The organism is Leptolyngbya sp. ST-U4 (genome assembly GCF_039962215.1).
GTDB lineage: Bacteria > Cyanobacteriota > Cyanobacteriia > Elainellales > Elainellaceae > Leptolyngbya_A.
In genome coordinates this window covers 28,799-46,438 of sequence record NZ_JAMPKZ010000026.1, presented here as the reverse complement: position 1 = coordinate 46,438, position 17,640 = coordinate 28,799, and the positions used below count along the sequence as shown (strand labels likewise).

Here is a 17,640-nt window from a genome sequence, read left to right as displayed (position 1 = left end):
CTGCCTCGATTGCTTTAGTGCGGAGGTCGTAGCTGTAGGGGGCGGACATGACCATTTCCCAACTCTCTTCTAGCCTCTATGTTACTGTCCTATCTCTGTTGCGTAGGGCTATACCAGATAAGGAAAACCCCCCGGTAGGATCAGCGTTTTCCACCGCTGCACTCGTGACAGTCGATAAACTTTAGCTGCTTCAAATAGCTCTGAAGGAATCGCCTGTGCCCCAGCAATGACATTAAACAGGATGTACCACATCGTGCCCAACAGCATCAGGACGATCGCACCAATCTGTAACCCGCCGCCCCAATGAACTAGGTAGAGCAGGAGAACGGGAAACAGGGCAGTTGCGGGCACCGAAGCGGCAATTTGAGTCACGGGCTGCAAAAGTTGAGCGAGACGGGGATTGCGACCAATCGCAACACCTACCGGAACTGTCCATAATAACGATAGAATCAGCGCAGTGATCACCCGTAACAGCGTTAGAAGCGCACCCAGCATTACCTGTGTCCATTCAGAGAGGCTCAGCACGCGCAGTAGTAAAACAGCTTCCCAGGTGCCTCAGAGGACAATAAAAGCGAAGCCACTGACAATTCGATGCTTGGGTTTAAAGCGATTAAGAGTGCGAAACGATTTTGTCAAGCGTTTGATGAAGTACAGCAATTTTTGCGGCCTAGAACAAGAATGGCAGAGTTCGCGTCTTTACCTAAGAAGCAGAGAACGTTTTATTGAACAAATTAGCGAATTACAAGAGATATTCTAAGCTATCTAATTGAAGACAGGAAAGAGAAAATCTGCAATGATAAAAATTGATGAAAAAGCGGTGATTTGAGTAGTTAGATTTGATAGTTTCCTGGAATGTTACAAATTATCTCACACTCTTTAAAGCACAATCTTTTTGCACCACAGTCATCTAAATTTCAGTCAATAATTCAAACGCTGTGCATCACAAAAAAACATGCAAGATTGCATTAAAGTAAGAGAATATTGTGATTCTAAAGCCCCAATCGGTTTTATTAATATTGCAATAATACTATGTAAGCACTGCATTAAATGAAGCGACAAGAGTAAATGAATCAGGGATTTTTTTGAGAGACAGAATAGAAAACCTGGTGCAACAATAGAATACCAAAACTGCCCCCATCTCAACGACTTGGTAATAAGCCAAAACGAAGCAAAAGGGACCATAGAGATGCTCGTCCTAAATCTTCGTTTTTTCCAGGCAATTATACCCATAATAGTGGCTACGATAAGAGGAGCATAACTAAATAACGCATTCCATAAAATTAGCCATTGGGACATCCAAAGAAACAGTGTGGGATCAAATAGATTCCAGGCAAAAGGATTGTAGGTTTTAGTTGAACCGCTAGTGATTGGTAGAAATAAAAGCCAGGGTGCATGAATATAAAAAATTAGAAATGGAATAAATCCTAGTACTAGTCCTTGAGAGAATTTATGCAGAATTTTAGCCAATGATTGACTCTGTTCATTCTTGTTTTTCCAAATTTCAAATAGCATCCAAGGCAAAATTAATACTCCAAACTGTTTGACCTGAATCGATATTGCAAAATAAAAACCCGCAAGACGCCACTGCTGTTTTTTGATAGAAATTACATTTAGAATAATAAACAGAGTTTGTAGAATCTCAAATTGACCTTCATGAGAGGTATACCAGAGTGAGACAGGTGCACAAAAAAATAGGAGTGCAGCGCACTTGGAGATGTGTTTATAGAAAAGATAAGTACAGCCGAAATCAATCAAAGTAAGAACTGCCTTGACCCAAAAGATACCTAGATGAAAGGCTGAAAATAAGTAAAAAAATATTAGGGTAACGGGTGGATAGATATAGGGCTGATCGCTCCAGTATCGAGTCCAAAGCTCAGGGATAAAATCTTCTGCTTTTGTAGTATAGAGAGCAAAATGATTGTCTAAAGCGTGGCTAGAATAACCTAGATGTCGTAGTACATCAGAAGTGACGACCGGAACTTGGAAACAGGCATAAACTTTGTAGACCAGAGCGATCGCAAAAAGAAGCCAAGCTACTTGTTCGGCTCTAGATAGTTTCTTCCTTACAGCGTTCGTTGCAGCCATATTTAACAAAGGATAATGGGTTTTGAGCTACGCAATTGAACCAAAACTTATCGCAGGTTTACTCGAAGTACAAGTCATTTCATGCTTCTGTCTGTCAGCTATACTAAACAACAGTTTTTAGCAATTGGGCAATGTGTTGATTCGTTTGTTCCCCATTGAACGCCTGCCTCGCCTGCAATTGCGCTGCCTTAGTGATTGCCTGCGTATCATTTGGTTGATTTTGAGCAGTCCTGATGATTCCTGCTAGCTGGGTTACATCTCCTGGGGAGGAGAGCCATCCTGTTCTACCATCCTCAATCAATTCGACTGCTCCCCCTGCTGCTGCTGCTACCACAGGTTTTCCACACAACATTGCCTCCACGATTACACGTCCAAAGGGTTCTGGTGCAGTTGACGTGTGAGCAATTAAATCACAGGCTGACATCAAAGGCACAACATCGGTTCTAAACCCTAAAAAGCGTACTCGTTTCTCTAAGCCTAATGCTTCAGTTTGCTGGTAGAGGGATTTAGCATATTCCTGCTCACCGAATAAGGCATCACCTACAAATAAGGCTGCTACATTCTCAGGGCAATGTGCTAAAGCGTTCAATAACACATGCTGTCCTTTCCAAGGAGAGAGACGACTAAAGTGTCCCACAATAAAGCGATCGTTCCAGTTCAAATTTTGTTTGATTTGATTAATATCAAGCAAAATATCAGGAGATGAAAACCTGGAATAGTGTTTGAGATCAAAGCCGTTATAAACAATATGAACAATGTCACGGCGTCCGCCTGCTGCAACAAATGCAGCTTGGGTCGCTTTTGAGTTTGCAATTACTAACCTAGCGAACCAATTCGCAAGTGTCACGGCGATCCTACGATTTGTATAGCTAAAGTGATCGGTGGAGAGAATATCGTGCAGATGATAGACCAGTGGCCGATTGGAGTAAAGACTAGCTAGAGCACCGATGACCAAGGCTTTCTGCGTATTTGCATAAATCAGATCATACCCGCGCGCAAGATTCGCGACTTTAGTTACTAAAGGAATGAGAGAACGAATACTGCTAACTCCTTGAATCAAGGTGCTATCTTTACGAATCGGAATGGATGTTTCTGTAAGAACCTGAACGGAAATGCAGTGGTGTTCCAACAATTTTCGGAAAGCACCATCGGAAAACAAAGCAACCAGGCAATCTCCTGAGTAGAGCTTTGCAATGTCTGCTAAGCACAGTTCAGCACCACCCAAATTACCGCTTTGATCTAAAAATAGAATTTTCATAGCTGCATCATCGCGTTGGGCTGTGCTCGTTGATCTTATTGTTCTCTAACGATTGTAACTTTACTAGCTTGTGGATAAATATCCCTCTTTAGGAAACCCAGTAAATATCCTGCCTACAGGAGACTGACTGCCAATTAAATTGATATGCCTAACTCAATGAATCACTATTAGGTACTGTATTAGGTAATGTAGACAAGGAACTGAGGCTTTGAAGCTTATCTAGATTGGGACCTCCATGTTCTCGAGCAAAAAAAGAACAGTTATTGCAGGGAGATGGAAAATCACCATCTGGTACATTTCTTTTTTGAAAGAGCTGTCTTGCTCGTTGAACACTGGAATGATTGTAAAGAGAAAGGGCGGACTGGGTGTGAGGGCTACCGTATTCAGAAACATTCTGGTAGATTAGACAGCGAGCTATGTTTCCATTGGAATTGAGCACAAGCGATCGCCACAGGAAGTAACAGGGCCAGTTGTAGCAGGTTTCCCCAGGAGCTTTTCGACCTTCTTGCCATGCTGAAGTATTCGGCAACCAGTAGGCTTGAAGCTGAGTATCGTATTCCATCCCGCGTAATGGAGCAAACCGAATGGTGACACCGAGTTGTTCTGCTAATGAGCGAGCTTGCTCAATTTCAGCAACATTAAAGGCATTGACTAGAAATTGCCACTCAATGAACAGTGAGCTATTTTGACGCCGCCGTTCTTCGACGATGAGCCGCAGTCCTGCCAGTGCATCTTCTACTTTCCCTCCCATCCGGTATTTGCTGTAGCTATCTTGGGTAATGCCGTCGATTGCACAAACTAGGTGATCGAGACCCGAAGATACGATATCGCGGGCAATTTCAGGAGTCATTAGGGTACAGTTTGTGCTCAGGAGCGTGAAAATCCGGCGGTGGTGCGTTCGCTGCACAATTTCTTTGGTTAACTCCCAATCGAGCAAAGGCTCACCCTGTCCAAAAATCTGGCATTGAAATAGATAATCACTGATCTCATCCAAAATTTGATCGTACAGGTCAAGGGAGAGATAGCCTGCATCGCGTTTACGAGCTTCAGAAAAGATTTGACGATCGCAAAGTGGACAGTGAAGGTTGCAATAATATAGCGGCTCAAGAAAAAGAATATAGGGCGCAGAAGGAACGTAAGCCAAACGCCGCCGGTAAGCGTATTCGGTCCGAAGCGCATTCAGAATTTTTTTGGGGGTGCTGTAACGAAGGAGAGACTGAACGTATACTGATTGAAGACGACCAGAGTCTTTGTAATTCAACAGGGAATTAATCAGCTTTTTCATTTCATCCCGCTCCTATTCTCGCTTTCATTGTTTTCATCTCGTTCTGCTTCTACTCTCTCCTTAATCGATTAGTATAACGGTTAATTATTGAACGAATGAGCAATTCTAAATTAGCTCTTCAAAGCCCCTAAAAAATTTGCAAGATCTACACATCTGGAAGTATTCATCGTGTAACTGGGGAAATAGCTAATCTGCTTTTGGAGCTAGAAGAACTTGCTGTACTTGCTGGGAGATTTTAGACCAGTTAAACGAGGTGGACGCATACTCATAGCAGGTGTCGCGAGACGGGAGGGGAAGGTTTCCACTGAGGAGCGATCGCAAGCGAGCTTCAATTGCATGGGCATCTGCGGTATCCGTAATCAGATCAGGAGAAAAGCTGGTTAAAATTTCTGGCATTCCTCCCACTGGCGTGCAAAGTACAGGCGTACCGCAAGCTAAAGACTCTAGTAAAACTAAGCCAAACCCCTCTAGCGATTGACTTGGAATCACGGTTAAATCAGCTGCTTGATAAGCGATTGGTAAATGCTCATCCGGCAAATACCCCAGAAACTTAACGTAATTCTCTAATCCCAATTCTGATACCTTCTGCTCCAACATGTTCCTCTGAGGTCCTTTCCCAGCAACTGCTAACCAGATATCAGAATGCCGTGACTTTAATCCGGCTAAAGCATTAAACAGTACATCGAGTCCCATTCTTTGGACTAAACGACGGGGTGTGAACAGAATAAAGCGATTGCGTTCCCAGCCTAACTGCTGTCGTGCTTGCTGACGGGATAATGTGATTTGAAATCGCGCTGTATCGACTCCACCTGGAATGATATAGATCTTGCTCCAGGGAACGCTGTAATGATGATGCAGAATCGTGCCAAATGCTTTGCTAAGCACAATAAAGCGATCGCAGCGACGATAAACGTGCTTCTCAATCCAATACTTCAAGAAAACGTTGAGACTGCTCGCTCCTTCCCACTGGCTTTCTAAAGACCAGGGACCATGAAAGGTGAAGGTAATGGGCACATCTTCAGGCAGACTGTGCAGCAGCGGAAAACTATAGAGGGCAAAGTGTAAATTGATCGCGTCAGGTTGACAGGTATGTTTCAAGAAGTTAGAACGGAGCGATCGACACCGATGTAAGAATGGCTGGCTCGGCTCGGCTAAATTGGTTAGCTTTACAGGAGAATCAAGCGGTGTTTCCGGTAACCCAATGCCACATAGCTCGACTTGATGCCCTGCTGCTGCTAAATAATGGGTAAGTTCGTAGACATAGCGATCGAGCCCGCCAGGAGTTTTTGGGAACCAACCCGTGCCGATGCAAAGAACGGTAGAGCTACATTGGCTAGCAGTGAGCATTGTTGCCTTTAATCCATCGAGTGAAGGGGCAATTTGGATACTAATGATATCTTTTCAAACATTCTTCTGAAGCAATTTAAGGATGTGAGCTGGATTAGGCAGACACCAAATCCAAACAAATTTTCTCAATCCTTGTTGCTAGCATTGCGTAATCAAAATGCTTCTTAGCGACCTGTTTAGCCTTCTCAGAAATTTCTAAAAGGTAGGGTGCTGCAATAACTTTTTGCAATTGAGCAGCGAGCCGGGCAGGATGTTCATCATCTCGTACACCTGTATAGGGCAGTAAGCAGCCTACCTCCGGTAGAACACGGCTCGCTTCCCCGACATCGGTTGCAATCACGTACTTACCATAAGCTAGATAGAGAGGCAGCTTACCTGTAGTCCGTACTATCCCAACTCGATCGTTAGACTGGGTGGAAACACAAACGTCCATTGCTGCAAGGTAATGAGGTAATTCTTCATAAGGGACTTGCCCACTGAAAACTACCTGATCCCTGACCTCAAATCGCTCGGCAAGATGTTCTAGAATTGGACGACCGCTGCCATCGCCGACCAACAGAGCTTTCACCGGAAGCCCCTTCAGAAATTTGAGTGCTTCAATAATATCCCAGCCGTAGCACATTCGATGCCGCTCAGACCACTGCATACTTCCGATCAAGCCAACCACCAGATGATTCCCTAAACCCAACTTTGCTTTTGCGGTGATCGGGTCAATGTCTGAAATCGCCTGGGTATTAACTCCATCGGGGACGAATTCAACATTCTGAACGCCCTGCTCTCTTAAGAGCTGCTTGTGATAGCTGCCCCGTACAATCAGGCAATCCGAATTGGCGATCGCCATCTGCTCAATCCAGCGAATTAGAACAAGCTGACTTTTTGAATAGGTGCCAGTTGATTTAGCGAGTTCATAGGCAACATCGCCTGTGTCAGTAATTAATTTGCAGCCGATCAACTGCTGACTCAGGCACCCTGCTAGCACTCCTGTGTAAGCCGTATCCATCACATAAATAATATCAGGCTTGAAGTGTAAGGCAGATTGAATGAATGGAATAATACCTTGCCATTTTCGCCTCGGTCTATAGTTAAACTGCATGTCCCATTGAGGTGAGAGTTGCTGTGCAAACATTCGTGCACGAACACCCGCAGCACTGGTTTCAGTACCGTTAATAAAAAACATCAGCTTTGGGTTAGGCATAGGCTTGGTCAGGTGGGGTATTTGTTAGAGGGCTAGAGCTGCCTGAAGAATATCCTCAAGAGAGTCTACAACCCTAGGAATGCTGAAATTTTTCTCAGCAGTCTGCCTAGCTTCGACAGCCAGTTTTTCTCGATCCGCCTCGATCGCTTGAATTGCCTTTAGCATGGTCTGTTTCAGTGATTCGGGCTCATAGGAATCAAAGATGAAGGAAGAAGGGCTAATATAGTCTTTAGTTCCGTTTGTAGAACCCACAATCACTGGAAGACCATAACAAAGTGCTTCGGCAACGGAAGAGCCAAAATTTTCGCCCTCACTGGGCTGGATGAGAATATCGCACTGCGACATTAATTCCGGAACCTTCAAGCGATCGACGGAAGGCTGATATTCCAGATGACCAGGAAACTCAAATTGCTCGATGAGCTTTTTATATCCTTCCGCCCAGCCGAATCCACCGATAATTTTTAGGTGAACATCCTGCCGCTCCTTGAGAAGCAGCGCATAGGCTTCTAGCAACAGATCGAGTCTTTTTCTAGGCTCAGAGCGACCTAACCACAAAAGCACTTTAGTATCATCTACTCTTTGGACGGAAGAGGAATTCGTTCGTTGAAAATAATCTGTATCTATTGGATAAGGCAAAGCAAAGACAGCATGAGCTGGTACACCAAATGATACAAGCTGTTCTTTCGACCATTGACTACCAGCAATCAGAAACTCGCTGTTTCTAACTTCTGCCCTTGCCCGTAAATCCCTAATAAGATAGAAAACCATCAATTTAAGGTACAGGATGGGTCCACAAAGCGAAACTAGTTTTTCTTTTGACTTTTTAATGTAGAACCAGTTGGTCTTTGGAGGACCCTGAATCCAACTAATAACGGGTATATTCTCGAGTTTGAAGGGTGCATAGAGACCCAGGCAAAGAAATAAATCGTACTCCGTACTTTGATTTCTGGTTAAAATTTCGTGGTATAAAACTCGGTTATCCGCATGATAGACAAATAGCAGGTGAGCTAGGGGATAAATTGCTCTAAATAAAATTTTGCTTAAAGTATTAGGTAGAAGATTGAAAAATGCTCTTAGTTGGGACCTGTCTGGAATGGCAATATAGCGGTAGTTGCTATATTTATCGAGTTCTTCCGGTTCAACAAAGTCTTTCCATCCATAGAAATCAATTTGAAATCCTCTTTTCAATAACTCCTTAAGAATAAGAAAGTTTGCGGAAGCGACGCTCCCAGACTGCTTCCCAACCCAACCATGACAGGCAATTCTAAGCGGTTGACCCATAAAACCTATCCTTATGTAGTACGCGAATCTAGTACACAAGCGTTTCTGGTATTACAGCAGTTTTAATAGAAATAGGGTACGAGGATGTGAAGCATTCTTTGTGCAGCAGAACAGCCTCTGTCCTCTAGTTCTCCATATTATTTAGAGATATATGCTAATGAGTTTAACTGTTTAGCTATGTAGCTCCCAACAACAGCTTCAGAACATCTTGTTTCCCACCATTTCAAAGATTCTTGATGTTTTTCTTGCATGAGGTGTTTATTCTCTAACAATCTCGTCAATATTTCTTCTAGTTCGTCCCAGTCATTTATTTGAATGGCAGGAGATCCATCATAGAACCACCGGGTAGGTAAAGCCTCTGTTATGACAATACAGCCATATCGCATTGCCTCAAAAAATCGAAACGTCTCAAACGATGTACCTCTAGGGACAAGGCATATTTTGGTATTTATCATTCTTTGAGAATAACTCTCCTTATCAAGCACGTCCTTACTTGAGCCAAAAGAAGGCGTTACGGTGAGTTCAATCTTAAGCTCTGGATGTTTTGCATCAAATGTTTTGATACTCGACATCATTTTTCTCCGAGAGAAACTTTTGGGAGTATCAAATAAATGTTTTAATGACCACACTGAGTAAGTTCCATGCTCTATACTCCCAGCAAAAGAAACATCATATTCACGCTCTTCCAGATCCTTGACAGGCAACTCTAGCTGCCGATTGTAACCCAATGGTATGTCGTAAATAAGGCATATCTCACTAGATTTTCGTTGAAGGTATTTCAACTGAAGAAGAGCATGACTGAGCAAGCCAGGTAAGCGATAAAAACCAATTCTTAGAAACTGAATTAGAGCCAAAATGTTCAGATAGGAAGGGTGCAAAAAAGGATTACAGCCTAGTATTGGTTTTGTACCATAGCATTTGAATACTGCTAATACTTTGTCGCAATAGGTCGGTATACGACACCATTCATCTCCTGCCACAATCACAACCACATTTTTTCCATAGGACGGAAGTTCTTTGAGACTATTCCAGGTAAAGTAAAATATAAGACCGCCAACCTCAAGCTTTTCCTCCATTGCCTTGAATACATTGCCAAAGTAAGTATAGTCAACCCAATCCAGGGGATAGGGATCGGGTGGGTACCAGGGAACAGGTTTTTGCCCTTGATGTAAGTAAAGATAATACTGGTTTGCTGCTTTATTCATCATTTTCATAGCTGATAAACAGAAAATTAAATGCTCAGGGCTTTAAACGAACTGAATTTGTTAGACCGATTGCTTAGCTAACTAAACTCCGATAAACATCCACCGTCGCTTTAACCATTTTGTCTACACTAAACTGTTCAGCGGTAGCTCTCCCTCGATCGCTTAAGTTTTTAGCGAGATCTGGGCTCTTTAAAAGACTGATAATCGCTTCAGCAAGACTGTCACTGTCTGCTGTAGGCACAATCAATCCTGTTTCGCCATCTACAATCAATTCACACGGACCATCGGCTGCTGCTGCAATTACTGGTGTTTCCAAGCTCATCGCTTCCAGTAATACCAAACCAAAACCTTCCGTTATAGCAGGATGAATCAGGGCTGTTGCCTCATGGTGGAGAGAGACGAGATCTGGTTCGCTGACATATCCTAAAAATTTAACCTGCTGCTCAATTCCAAGACTGTTAGCTTGGGATAGGAGAGTTTGCATATAACGTTCTTGCTCGCTATCGCTGGGTTTACCAACAATTGCAAAGGTGACATTTGGATCAGATTGAACAACTTTGTGAATCGCATCGAGCAGATACCGATGCCCTTTGTGCTCCTGAATACGAGTAACTGTTAGGAAGAGGGAATTATGAGCTAAATTATATTTAATTCTGATATTATCTTGCGGAGTAAGACCACGTAAGTAAGCAGGATCAATACAGATCGGAGGAATAATCGAGTGAGGACGCTTTAGAAGATGAGGATATCCACTCCAAACTTTATGAGTTGTAAAAATAACATAGTCTGTCGGCAACCTGATTGACACTTGATCGACCCAATCCCAATGGTATGGGTAGTCATGTAAGTGCCAAATCTCCGGGACACTAGTAAATCGGGTTGCTAAACTGCTGTAGATATGGCTGGCATGATTAGCATGAACTAACTGGGCTTCAGTTTCTTGTATGATTTGAGCTAGCCACTGGATTCCCTGCCAAACAAGCGATAACTCACGATACCGATGGGCTTTGAAGGCATAAGCTTTGATCCCTGATTGCCTGGCTGCCTCTACTAAGGAACCCGGTCGCATACAAGCTAAAATAGGTTCTACTTGAAATTCTGGCAATCGTTCAATTAGGGAAAGGAATACTTTCTCCCCTCCCCCAATTTCTCCCACTGGCGAGACTAGAAGTACAGGTAAATTCTTCAAGAGCAGTCTCCTCCTCAGATTCGAATTTCATAATTTGAGGTTCATTGTTTCCTTCAGGGTTGATTAAGTTGGTGCTGATAGTATCTGTGGGATGCCATAACCATACCTGCAAAAAACCAAATCATAAAGGCAGGTAATGCAGAAAAGAAATTGCCGCTTGGTGAAATAATTAGGGGAACAGCAATTGCACGTGCCACAAACATAAACAAATCATTTTCCCTAGAAGCCTGGAACATTTGCCATACAAGCAAGATTAATGCGCCTAAGAAAGGCGTAGCTCCCAGCCAACCCATTTCAGCTATCACATTAATAATTCCGCTATCCGGATGGTTTACACTGGACAGACCGCGACCAATAGGATTAAGCAGACCATCTTCAAGGAATTCTGTATATTGCGCGCTTCTCCCCTGAAAGCTGCTGTCGTGCAAAACGTTAGATAGGGTTCCCAGGCGAGAGCTAATCATTCCAGAGAAAGGTTGTATGTTTGCTAGTGGAAGAACCAAAAGTCCTACTACTAAAGCAAAAAGAATTATTTTGATCTGAAGTTGCGATCGCAAATTTCCTATTACGATGAACAATGCGATCAACACTAAGATCCACGCGGTGCGTGAGTTAGTCAATAAAGATGCCAGACAGCCAATTACTGCCGCGAGAATAGACAGGGAACTTTGCCTAGTCAATAGCAGCAATATACCAGGCATCAGTAGCAAAGCCAAGGTTCCGTTCGTATTTGTTGTACCCCAGATAGCAGTGCCCGATTCACCGCCAATTGCGTTGACGTAACCCACTTCTTCAACTACTTTTTGCTGCCAGTAGGAGTCCCAAGGAGGCATTGCGATAAACTGCACTAAGCCGTAGGCTCCCATTACCAAAGTACCCCATAGGAAAATTCTCTGTGTATTTTTCCTGTATGTAGGATAATTCTGCCATTTAGAAGATACGAAAAACCCAAAGGCAACTGGACTAACCCATTCTGCAAAGGTACGTATTAATCTAAAACTAAACTCTAAGCTAACTAATCCAATAAGGAAGCTATAGCATATTGCCACAAAAGCTAGGACGAAAGGTAGGTTCATCTGGCGATAAGGGTACGACTTGAGAATGTATCGGATGAAACCAGGTAGCGTGATTGCTGTCACTAAAAAGGGAGCTGCTAAGATTATCGCTTCAGTTTGAAAGCCTGCTCTATAGTCTATAAGTCGGCGCACCAGAGGGGTTAGAAAGTAAAGCCACCAAGTAAATCCTGTATAAAGTACGGGGTATCTCTGATACAGAAATATCCCAACTGAAAAAGATAATGCTAGAAAACCGATGCGGGAAAAACCAGCACCTGCCAAAATTCCTAGTATTGTAAAAATTACTAGTCCTAGTATCGCTGCCCATGCAGGTGTTTGTTGCAAACTCCAACGAGAATCAGTTCTGATAGTGTCTTGGGAACGATTAGTATCGAACGGTAAAGTCATCTTTGTTTGACCTCTCGATCAATCCAGCTCTGATTAGCAGGGGGTTGAGAACTCAGGGCTAGCGATTTCTGCCAAGTGTGCCAACCCAACCATCGCCCCCGTAACGATGCTGCCAATCTTCTGACTACAATTTTTCCTTCATCAGGAAGCAGGCGAAGTGCCTGTAAAAAACCTGGAGCTGGTCGAGTTCCAATCACAATTGCCCAAATTAGGAAAAAGTAGCGCTGTACGAAGGATAAATATTCTAGTAGGACCAGGGTTTCGTTATGAACCAGGTTGATTGTCGCGATATCGCTGTACTGGTTCCGTCCATCCTCATCAAATCGCTCTGCTGCCTTATGATCGACTTCAACTTTGGGATCGTAGATGAGTTTCCATCCCGCTCGCTTAACCGCCACACTAAATGCCATATCGTTATAAACCTGTGCGCCCGTTCCGCGTAGCCGCTCATCAAAGCGAAGATTGGCGATCGCCGCTCGTCGATAACTCATATTCGCACCCTTGAGCAGGTCTACTTCTCGAGGTTCCCCTGCCCCCAAATGATGATTGCCGACTACTCTACCGAACCACTGGATGCAACCAACTAAATCTTTTATACCGTCTTCGAGCCTTTCCCCAGCATAGACCCAGTCTCGCCCCCCCACGCCGCCAACTTGGGCATCTTCTGCAAAATGCGCCTCAATCTGCTCTAACCAATGGGGGCGCGGGACAGCATCATCATCTGTAATTGCAATAATGTCTCCGCCTACCTTTGCCAGCCCCGCATTAAGAGCTGCAACCTGTCCTGACAAAGTAATGTTCAAAAGTTGAAGGGATAACGGGGCAGCATCAAACTTTTCAAAAAATGACCATGTCTCCAGATCGATATCACGAATAACAACAACGATCTCATCGGCAGGCCGTGTCTGGTGTTTCAAGGCTTTCAAACAGCGTCCTAGCTCCTGAGGACGACGATAGGTTGGTACAAGAACACTGATTTTCATGACCCTGCTAGCGCCTCAAATAGGTCAACATAATCTCGTGCTTTGCTCACCCAGCTATGCTGTTCTGCGATCGCTCTTGCTGCCTGCCCCATTTGAGTTCTACGAGCAGAATCGTTGACTAATTCATTCAGCGATCGGATGAGAGTATGAACATCCTCTGAGTCGGACAAAACCACACCGCATTCTGGCGTGACAATTTCCGCGCCGCCTGCTGTTGCCGCTGTAATCACAGGGAGTCCACTAGCCATCGCCTCTAGAAGAACCAGAGTACAGGCTTCATAGCGTGAAGGAAACACAAACAAATCGACCGCTTTCATAATGGCTGCTACATCACGTCGGAAGTCTAGAAAATGAACCCGCTGATCCACAGCAAGCTTGGCAGCAAGATCTGGGTATGGACTTCCTTCAACCGCACCCACAACCACCAGATGCAAATTTGGCACCTCGCCCAGGGCACGTAAAACCGTATCTAAATTTTTACGATTTGTGCGAATGTCACCCACAAATAGAGCTAAAGGAACCCCTTCAGGTAAACCGAGAGATGAGCGTTCGGTAGAACCAGGGGTGAATTCCTCTAAATCCACGCCATTAAGGATAATTTGAATCTTATCGGGCAGTACACCAACATCAATCAAGTCCTGCTTAATCTTTTCAGAAACGGCTACAACGACCTTTGCCTGACGCAATGCTTTTCTTTCCCAGGAGGCATTGAGTGCAGTGTAGAGCCACTGATAAATCCCGTAACTGTCTCGGCGGGTGTGCGAGATATGCATTGGTGACTTAAACCAGGCAGTATGAACGAATTGGATAGTATTGATATCTGCTTCCACATCGGTAACCGCCCCGTAGACTTGTATGATGTCAAAATCATGGCGGTGTTTTTTCAACCACGCCTCACTACGCTGCGAAAACACGAGGCTACTCAAAAGCTGCGTAGGATATCCCTTCACTGGGATATGGATCCAAGTCACCTTACTATTTCGCTGTAGGTCTGGAGCAACATTTGTCGCTATCAAAGTGATTTCATAGCCACGTCGGATGGCTTCCCACACAACTTCATAGTTAGCCCGACCCTGGCCATCCCCTTTAATAACACTGCGAGTCACAATACAAATTTTCATAAGCCATCCTTAATAAAATTACAACAGATTAACTTAACTCAATAAGATTTCTCGCTCGAGCAGATCTAGGATTTTCCTATCTTTTTCTACATCAAATTTACGACCAAAGTGTTTGTTAGAGGTAATCAATTGCTTAAAATGCTGACTTGTCAAAATAGCTGGGCTATTAGGATGAGAAACCTGCCAGGAAATGTAACGCTGGTTATTATTCAAAATTTTAAAATTGGTTTGATTCATAAGAATAGTATGAAAGAAAGATTCTTCAGGAATAATCGTTTTTTGATAATATCTAATAAAATCAGGATACTGATGGGCGTAATCATAGACGTAATGGATACACGAAAATGATAGGGTAAACCAATTAGATCCAGCATAACAGCGAAATCTATTATCAAAGGGTGACGACAAAGCGCGAACCCCCACAAAAGTCTGTCCTGAACGATAGCAGCCCTTACAAAAGGCTGCCATTGAGTAAGCCTATCTAGATGAAATGATATGCTCTTTAAAGCCCGAGGTGATTTTTTCAGATGATAATATTGATAGAAAAATCGTACTATGCCTGTATTTTTGTTCCACTGTAGCCCGCATTGGGACGGATTTTCTTGTATAGCCTCTGCTAAAAAATGCTCCATGAAACCATCGTACTGAGTGTCCTCTAAAAATTTTTCAGTTTTTTGAATTGGCTGAATGGGATAGTCCTGTCCTGACAGCAAGACCAACCAATCAAACTTTAAATAATTCTTTATTGCCCAACTTATTCCACAAAGCACTGCCTGAACCCAGGAAATGTGCCCCCACTGCACTGGAACATAGTTTTTCAAAACATAGACTTCCTGAAATTGCTCAAAGAGCGAAGCAGATAAATAGTATTTAGAATTCGTATAATCATGATGGATCACAACTTGGGATTCAGGGCTCCCAGATTTAATTGCCTTTACTAACCTTAGAACCTGTTCTGGATTAGTGTATGTAATAATCAAGTAAAGAATTTTAGCCATATTCCTCTAGCACATTAGTTTTCCTTCAGACTATTTCTGAGAATTTTTAAAGTATCGGAAAATATAAGAATAAGCGGTTGAAATTGATTGACAAGCTCCCCACATATTTTTTAGATTTCCTGTCTTAGCCGCACTGCCAATAAGCTGAAATGGAGCTAACACAACATAAGCGAGTGCTTTAAAGATCGATCGGTCGTACTGCCAGTAGGATTTTGTTGTTGCATATAGTCGAGAAGCATGGACAAAACGCTGATATTGCTCTCGATTAATCGGCGAGGGATAGTGATTAACGTAGAGATTGTCTTGATAAACAATTTGATATCCCAATGCAGTAGCATGATGAGCCATGTCTATCTCTTCCGAACCATAGCGCAAAAGCTCATCAAACAGTGCTTTTTCGAATACATCACGGGGAAAAATGGTTGAGTTGATGACAACTGCACGGCATCCATAACTAATAGGCAATCGTTGAAGCCCCCAAAAGTCAGCGTTGTGAGGCCTAACCTTATGAACCTTACCCTGCACATGCTTCATCTCATAACCGGTAATGATCCTTTTAGCGTCAGGCCCAGCACTACCCTGTCGCGCTAGTGTAAAAAAATCGGGCGGTACACATACATCATCGTCAATGAAGATTATATGAGTCCCTGTTGCTCTACGAATACAAGCGTTGCGATTAGGGCCCAAGCCACGATGAGGACCTTCCTGATAAATGACAGTAGAATACTCGCTTGTAACAGTTTGAGTTGGTTTACCATTCAGACTATCGTCACTCACGATAATTTCATCGGGCAGCTCTGTGCTTTCAAAGACACTTCTGAGGCATTTGCTCAACTCATCAGGTCGATTCATTGTGCAAATGCACAAGCTGATTTTTATTGCGCTAATTTCTCTATCTGAAGTTTCGGGCTGGTTAAGTTCTAGCATCTGTCCTCCTTGGATAGTTATTCCACATCAGGCTGATTCAACATATCTAATTAGGGGCTTCAAAAATAGATTTCTGGTATGAAGGTAGAGATTCTTTACAGCGATAAAAAAGTTCTGTATAAGAAGGAATTAATACTTCCCAGCTAAAATTTTTGTATGCCGTTTGATGGCGGTTAAAGCGCTTAGATAAATGGTCAGGCTCCACTAAAACTTGAGCAATCAAACGGGTTAAACTACCTGATTGGGTAAAGTCCCCAAGATAACCTTCTTGACCCAGAACAAAAGAGGCAACTTCATAGTTATGAGCGATGCAGGGTAGCCCATGAGACAGTGCTTCTACAAAAACTAGCCCGAATCCCTCAATTAGGGAAGCCAGGACGAAAACATTGCTGACTTTGTAGTATCCACTAACTTCACTATGGGGAACCGTTCTAAATTGAAAATTTTCTTCTCCCAATAGCTTTTTAGCAAGGGAAATAATTTCCGGTGTTTCCTCGGTCTGCTGCCCTAAGCAAAGAAAATAAGGACGAGGTTCCGGTAGAGCAGCAAGTTCTCGAATGATGTAATCAATTCGCTTACGTGATTGATCGATCGCGGCGACTGAAAGAACTATAGGACGCTTCTCAGGCAAATTGAGCTTACATCGTAAAGCGTCTCGTTCGTGCGCTTCTAACGTTGTTAAACGAGACGGCAAATCAAAACCTGGAGGCAGTAAAGTTTGTCTATCTGGAGACAATCCAATATTTAGAGCAGACTGGAAGTGAACCGGAGCGATCTGCTGCACGTAGTCCCAGCGCACAATATTGTGCCAGTTCGATGTAGGTCCACCGTTCTTAAAAAGAAGCTTGTAGTTCGTTTTAGTTAATTTCCGCCAATGCCATAGCAAATCGCCAATACTCTCATCGCTGAAATAGATTACATCTGGTTTTTCCCAATAGATGTAAGGCAGTAAACTGATACAAAAAGATAGTTGCTCTGTAAAGTAAGAACTTGGATCTTTTTTTGTTAACCAGGCGATTACTTTGCTAATTTGCTTGTTAAGTGGCTTCTGGCGCGGCAAATTCCATAGCGGAATTTCATGTTTGGCAGATTTTCCTGCTCCTTTAAAGAGCCAGAGATCAATCGAATCAATTTGCTGAAAAGTATCAAAGCAGGCTCTAGCTTCCGTCTCATAGCCACGCCTGATATTGCCCAACCCTGAACAGACAAGGAAAACCTTGATAGGCTTTTGATTTAAATCAGGCTTAACGATATTGGTCTTAATCTGCATTTGAAGTCCTGCCTCTCCTTATCGTGTCAGAGC

At 43.3% G+C, this 17,640-nt stretch carries 15 protein-coding genes and 1 pseudogene; all 16 read right to left on the bottom strand.

Translation table 11 applies throughout. The features are described 5' to 3' along the window. Positions 1-111: 111 nt before the first annotated feature. Positions 112-585, bottom strand: a pseudogene (locus NDA02_RS22985) (ABC transporter permease subunit); the annotation flags it as partial. Between the two features lie 333 nt (positions 586-918). Further along, positions 919-2,085: a hypothetical protein gene (locus NDA02_RS22980; RefSeq protein WP_348256008.1), complete on the bottom strand. Its 1,167-nt coding sequence runs from the start codon at positions 2,083-2,085 to the stop codon at positions 919-921. A 103-nt stretch (positions 2,086-2,188) separates the two neighbouring features. Then, on the bottom strand, positions 2,189-3,343 hold the full coding sequence (locus NDA02_RS22975) for a glycosyltransferase (protein ID WP_348256006.1): 1,155 nt from the start codon (positions 3,341-3,343) through the stop codon (positions 2,189-2,191). A 148-nt stretch (positions 3,344-3,491) separates the two neighbouring features. Next, positions 3,492-4,628 (bottom strand): radical SAM protein, encoded by a 1,137-nt coding sequence (locus tag NDA02_RS22970; protein WP_190794942.1) that lies wholly within the window; start codon positions 4,626-4,628, stop codon positions 3,492-3,494. A 186-nt stretch (positions 4,629-4,814) separates the two neighbouring features. After that, on the bottom strand, positions 4,815-5,975 hold the full coding sequence (locus NDA02_RS22965; RefSeq protein WP_190794941.1) for a glycosyltransferase family 4 protein: 1,161 nt from the start codon (positions 5,973-5,975) through the stop codon (positions 4,815-4,817). A 94-nt stretch (positions 5,976-6,069) separates the two neighbouring features. Continuing rightward, positions 6,070-7,170 (bottom strand): glycosyltransferase, encoded by a 1,101-nt coding sequence (locus NDA02_RS22960; RefSeq protein WP_190794940.1) that lies wholly within the window; start codon positions 7,168-7,170, stop codon positions 6,070-6,072. A 24-nt stretch (positions 7,171-7,194) separates the two neighbouring features. After that, complete coding sequence (locus NDA02_RS22955; RefSeq protein ID WP_190794939.1) at positions 7,195-8,451, bottom strand: glycosyltransferase family 4 protein; 1,257 nt, start codon at positions 8,449-8,451, stop codon at positions 7,195-7,197. 137 nt (positions 8,452-8,588) lie between these two features. Beyond that, complete coding sequence (locus NDA02_RS22950; protein ID WP_190794938.1) at positions 8,589-9,665, bottom strand: glycosyltransferase; 1,077 nt, start codon at positions 9,663-9,665, stop codon at positions 8,589-8,591. 64 nt (positions 9,666-9,729) lie between these two features. Next, entirely contained in the window at positions 9,730-10,845 is a 1,116-nt protein-coding gene (locus NDA02_RS22945) for a glycosyltransferase family 4 protein (RefSeq protein WP_348249225.1), read from the bottom strand. Between the two features lie 53 nt (positions 10,846-10,898). Further along, entirely contained in the window at positions 10,899-12,308 is a 1,410-nt protein-coding gene (locus tag NDA02_RS22940) for an O-antigen ligase family protein (RefSeq protein ID WP_348256003.1), read from the bottom strand. Continuing rightward, positions 12,305-13,291, bottom strand: coding sequence for a glycosyltransferase family 2 protein (locus NDA02_RS22935; protein WP_348249223.1), 987 nt, complete (start codon positions 13,289-13,291; stop codon positions 12,305-12,307). The genes NDA02_RS22940 and NDA02_RS22935 overlap by 4 nt, the downstream gene beginning before the upstream one ends. After that, the gene (locus NDA02_RS22930; protein ID WP_190789588.1) at positions 13,288-14,412 is read right to left on the bottom strand and encodes a glycosyltransferase family 4 protein; all 1,125 of its coding nucleotides are present in this window, start codon (positions 14,410-14,412) and stop codon (positions 13,288-13,290) included. Before NDA02_RS22930 ends, NDA02_RS22935 begins: the two co-directional genes overlap by 4 nt. Positions 14,413-14,445: 33 nt before the next feature. After that, a complete protein-coding gene (locus NDA02_RS22925) occupies positions 14,446-14,748 on the bottom strand; it encodes a beta-1,6-N-acetylglucosaminyltransferase (protein ID WP_348256009.1) in 303 nt (100 codons plus the stop codon). Further along, on the bottom strand, positions 14,646-15,410 hold the full coding sequence (locus NDA02_RS22920) for a beta-1,6-N-acetylglucosaminyltransferase (RefSeq protein WP_348256002.1): 765 nt from the start codon (positions 15,408-15,410) through the stop codon (positions 14,646-14,648). The genes NDA02_RS22925 and NDA02_RS22920 overlap by 103 nt, the downstream gene beginning before the upstream one ends. 30 nt (positions 15,411-15,440) lie before the next feature. Beyond that, on the bottom strand, positions 15,441-16,337 hold the full coding sequence (locus NDA02_RS22915; RefSeq protein ID WP_348256000.1) for a glycosyltransferase family 2 protein: 897 nt from the start codon (positions 16,335-16,337) through the stop codon (positions 15,441-15,443). 46 nt (positions 16,338-16,383) lie between these two features. After that, complete coding sequence (locus NDA02_RS22910) at positions 16,384-17,607, bottom strand: glycosyltransferase family 4 protein (RefSeq protein WP_348255998.1); 1,224 nt, start codon at positions 17,605-17,607, stop codon at positions 16,384-16,386. Positions 17,608-17,640: the final 33 nt, after the last annotated feature.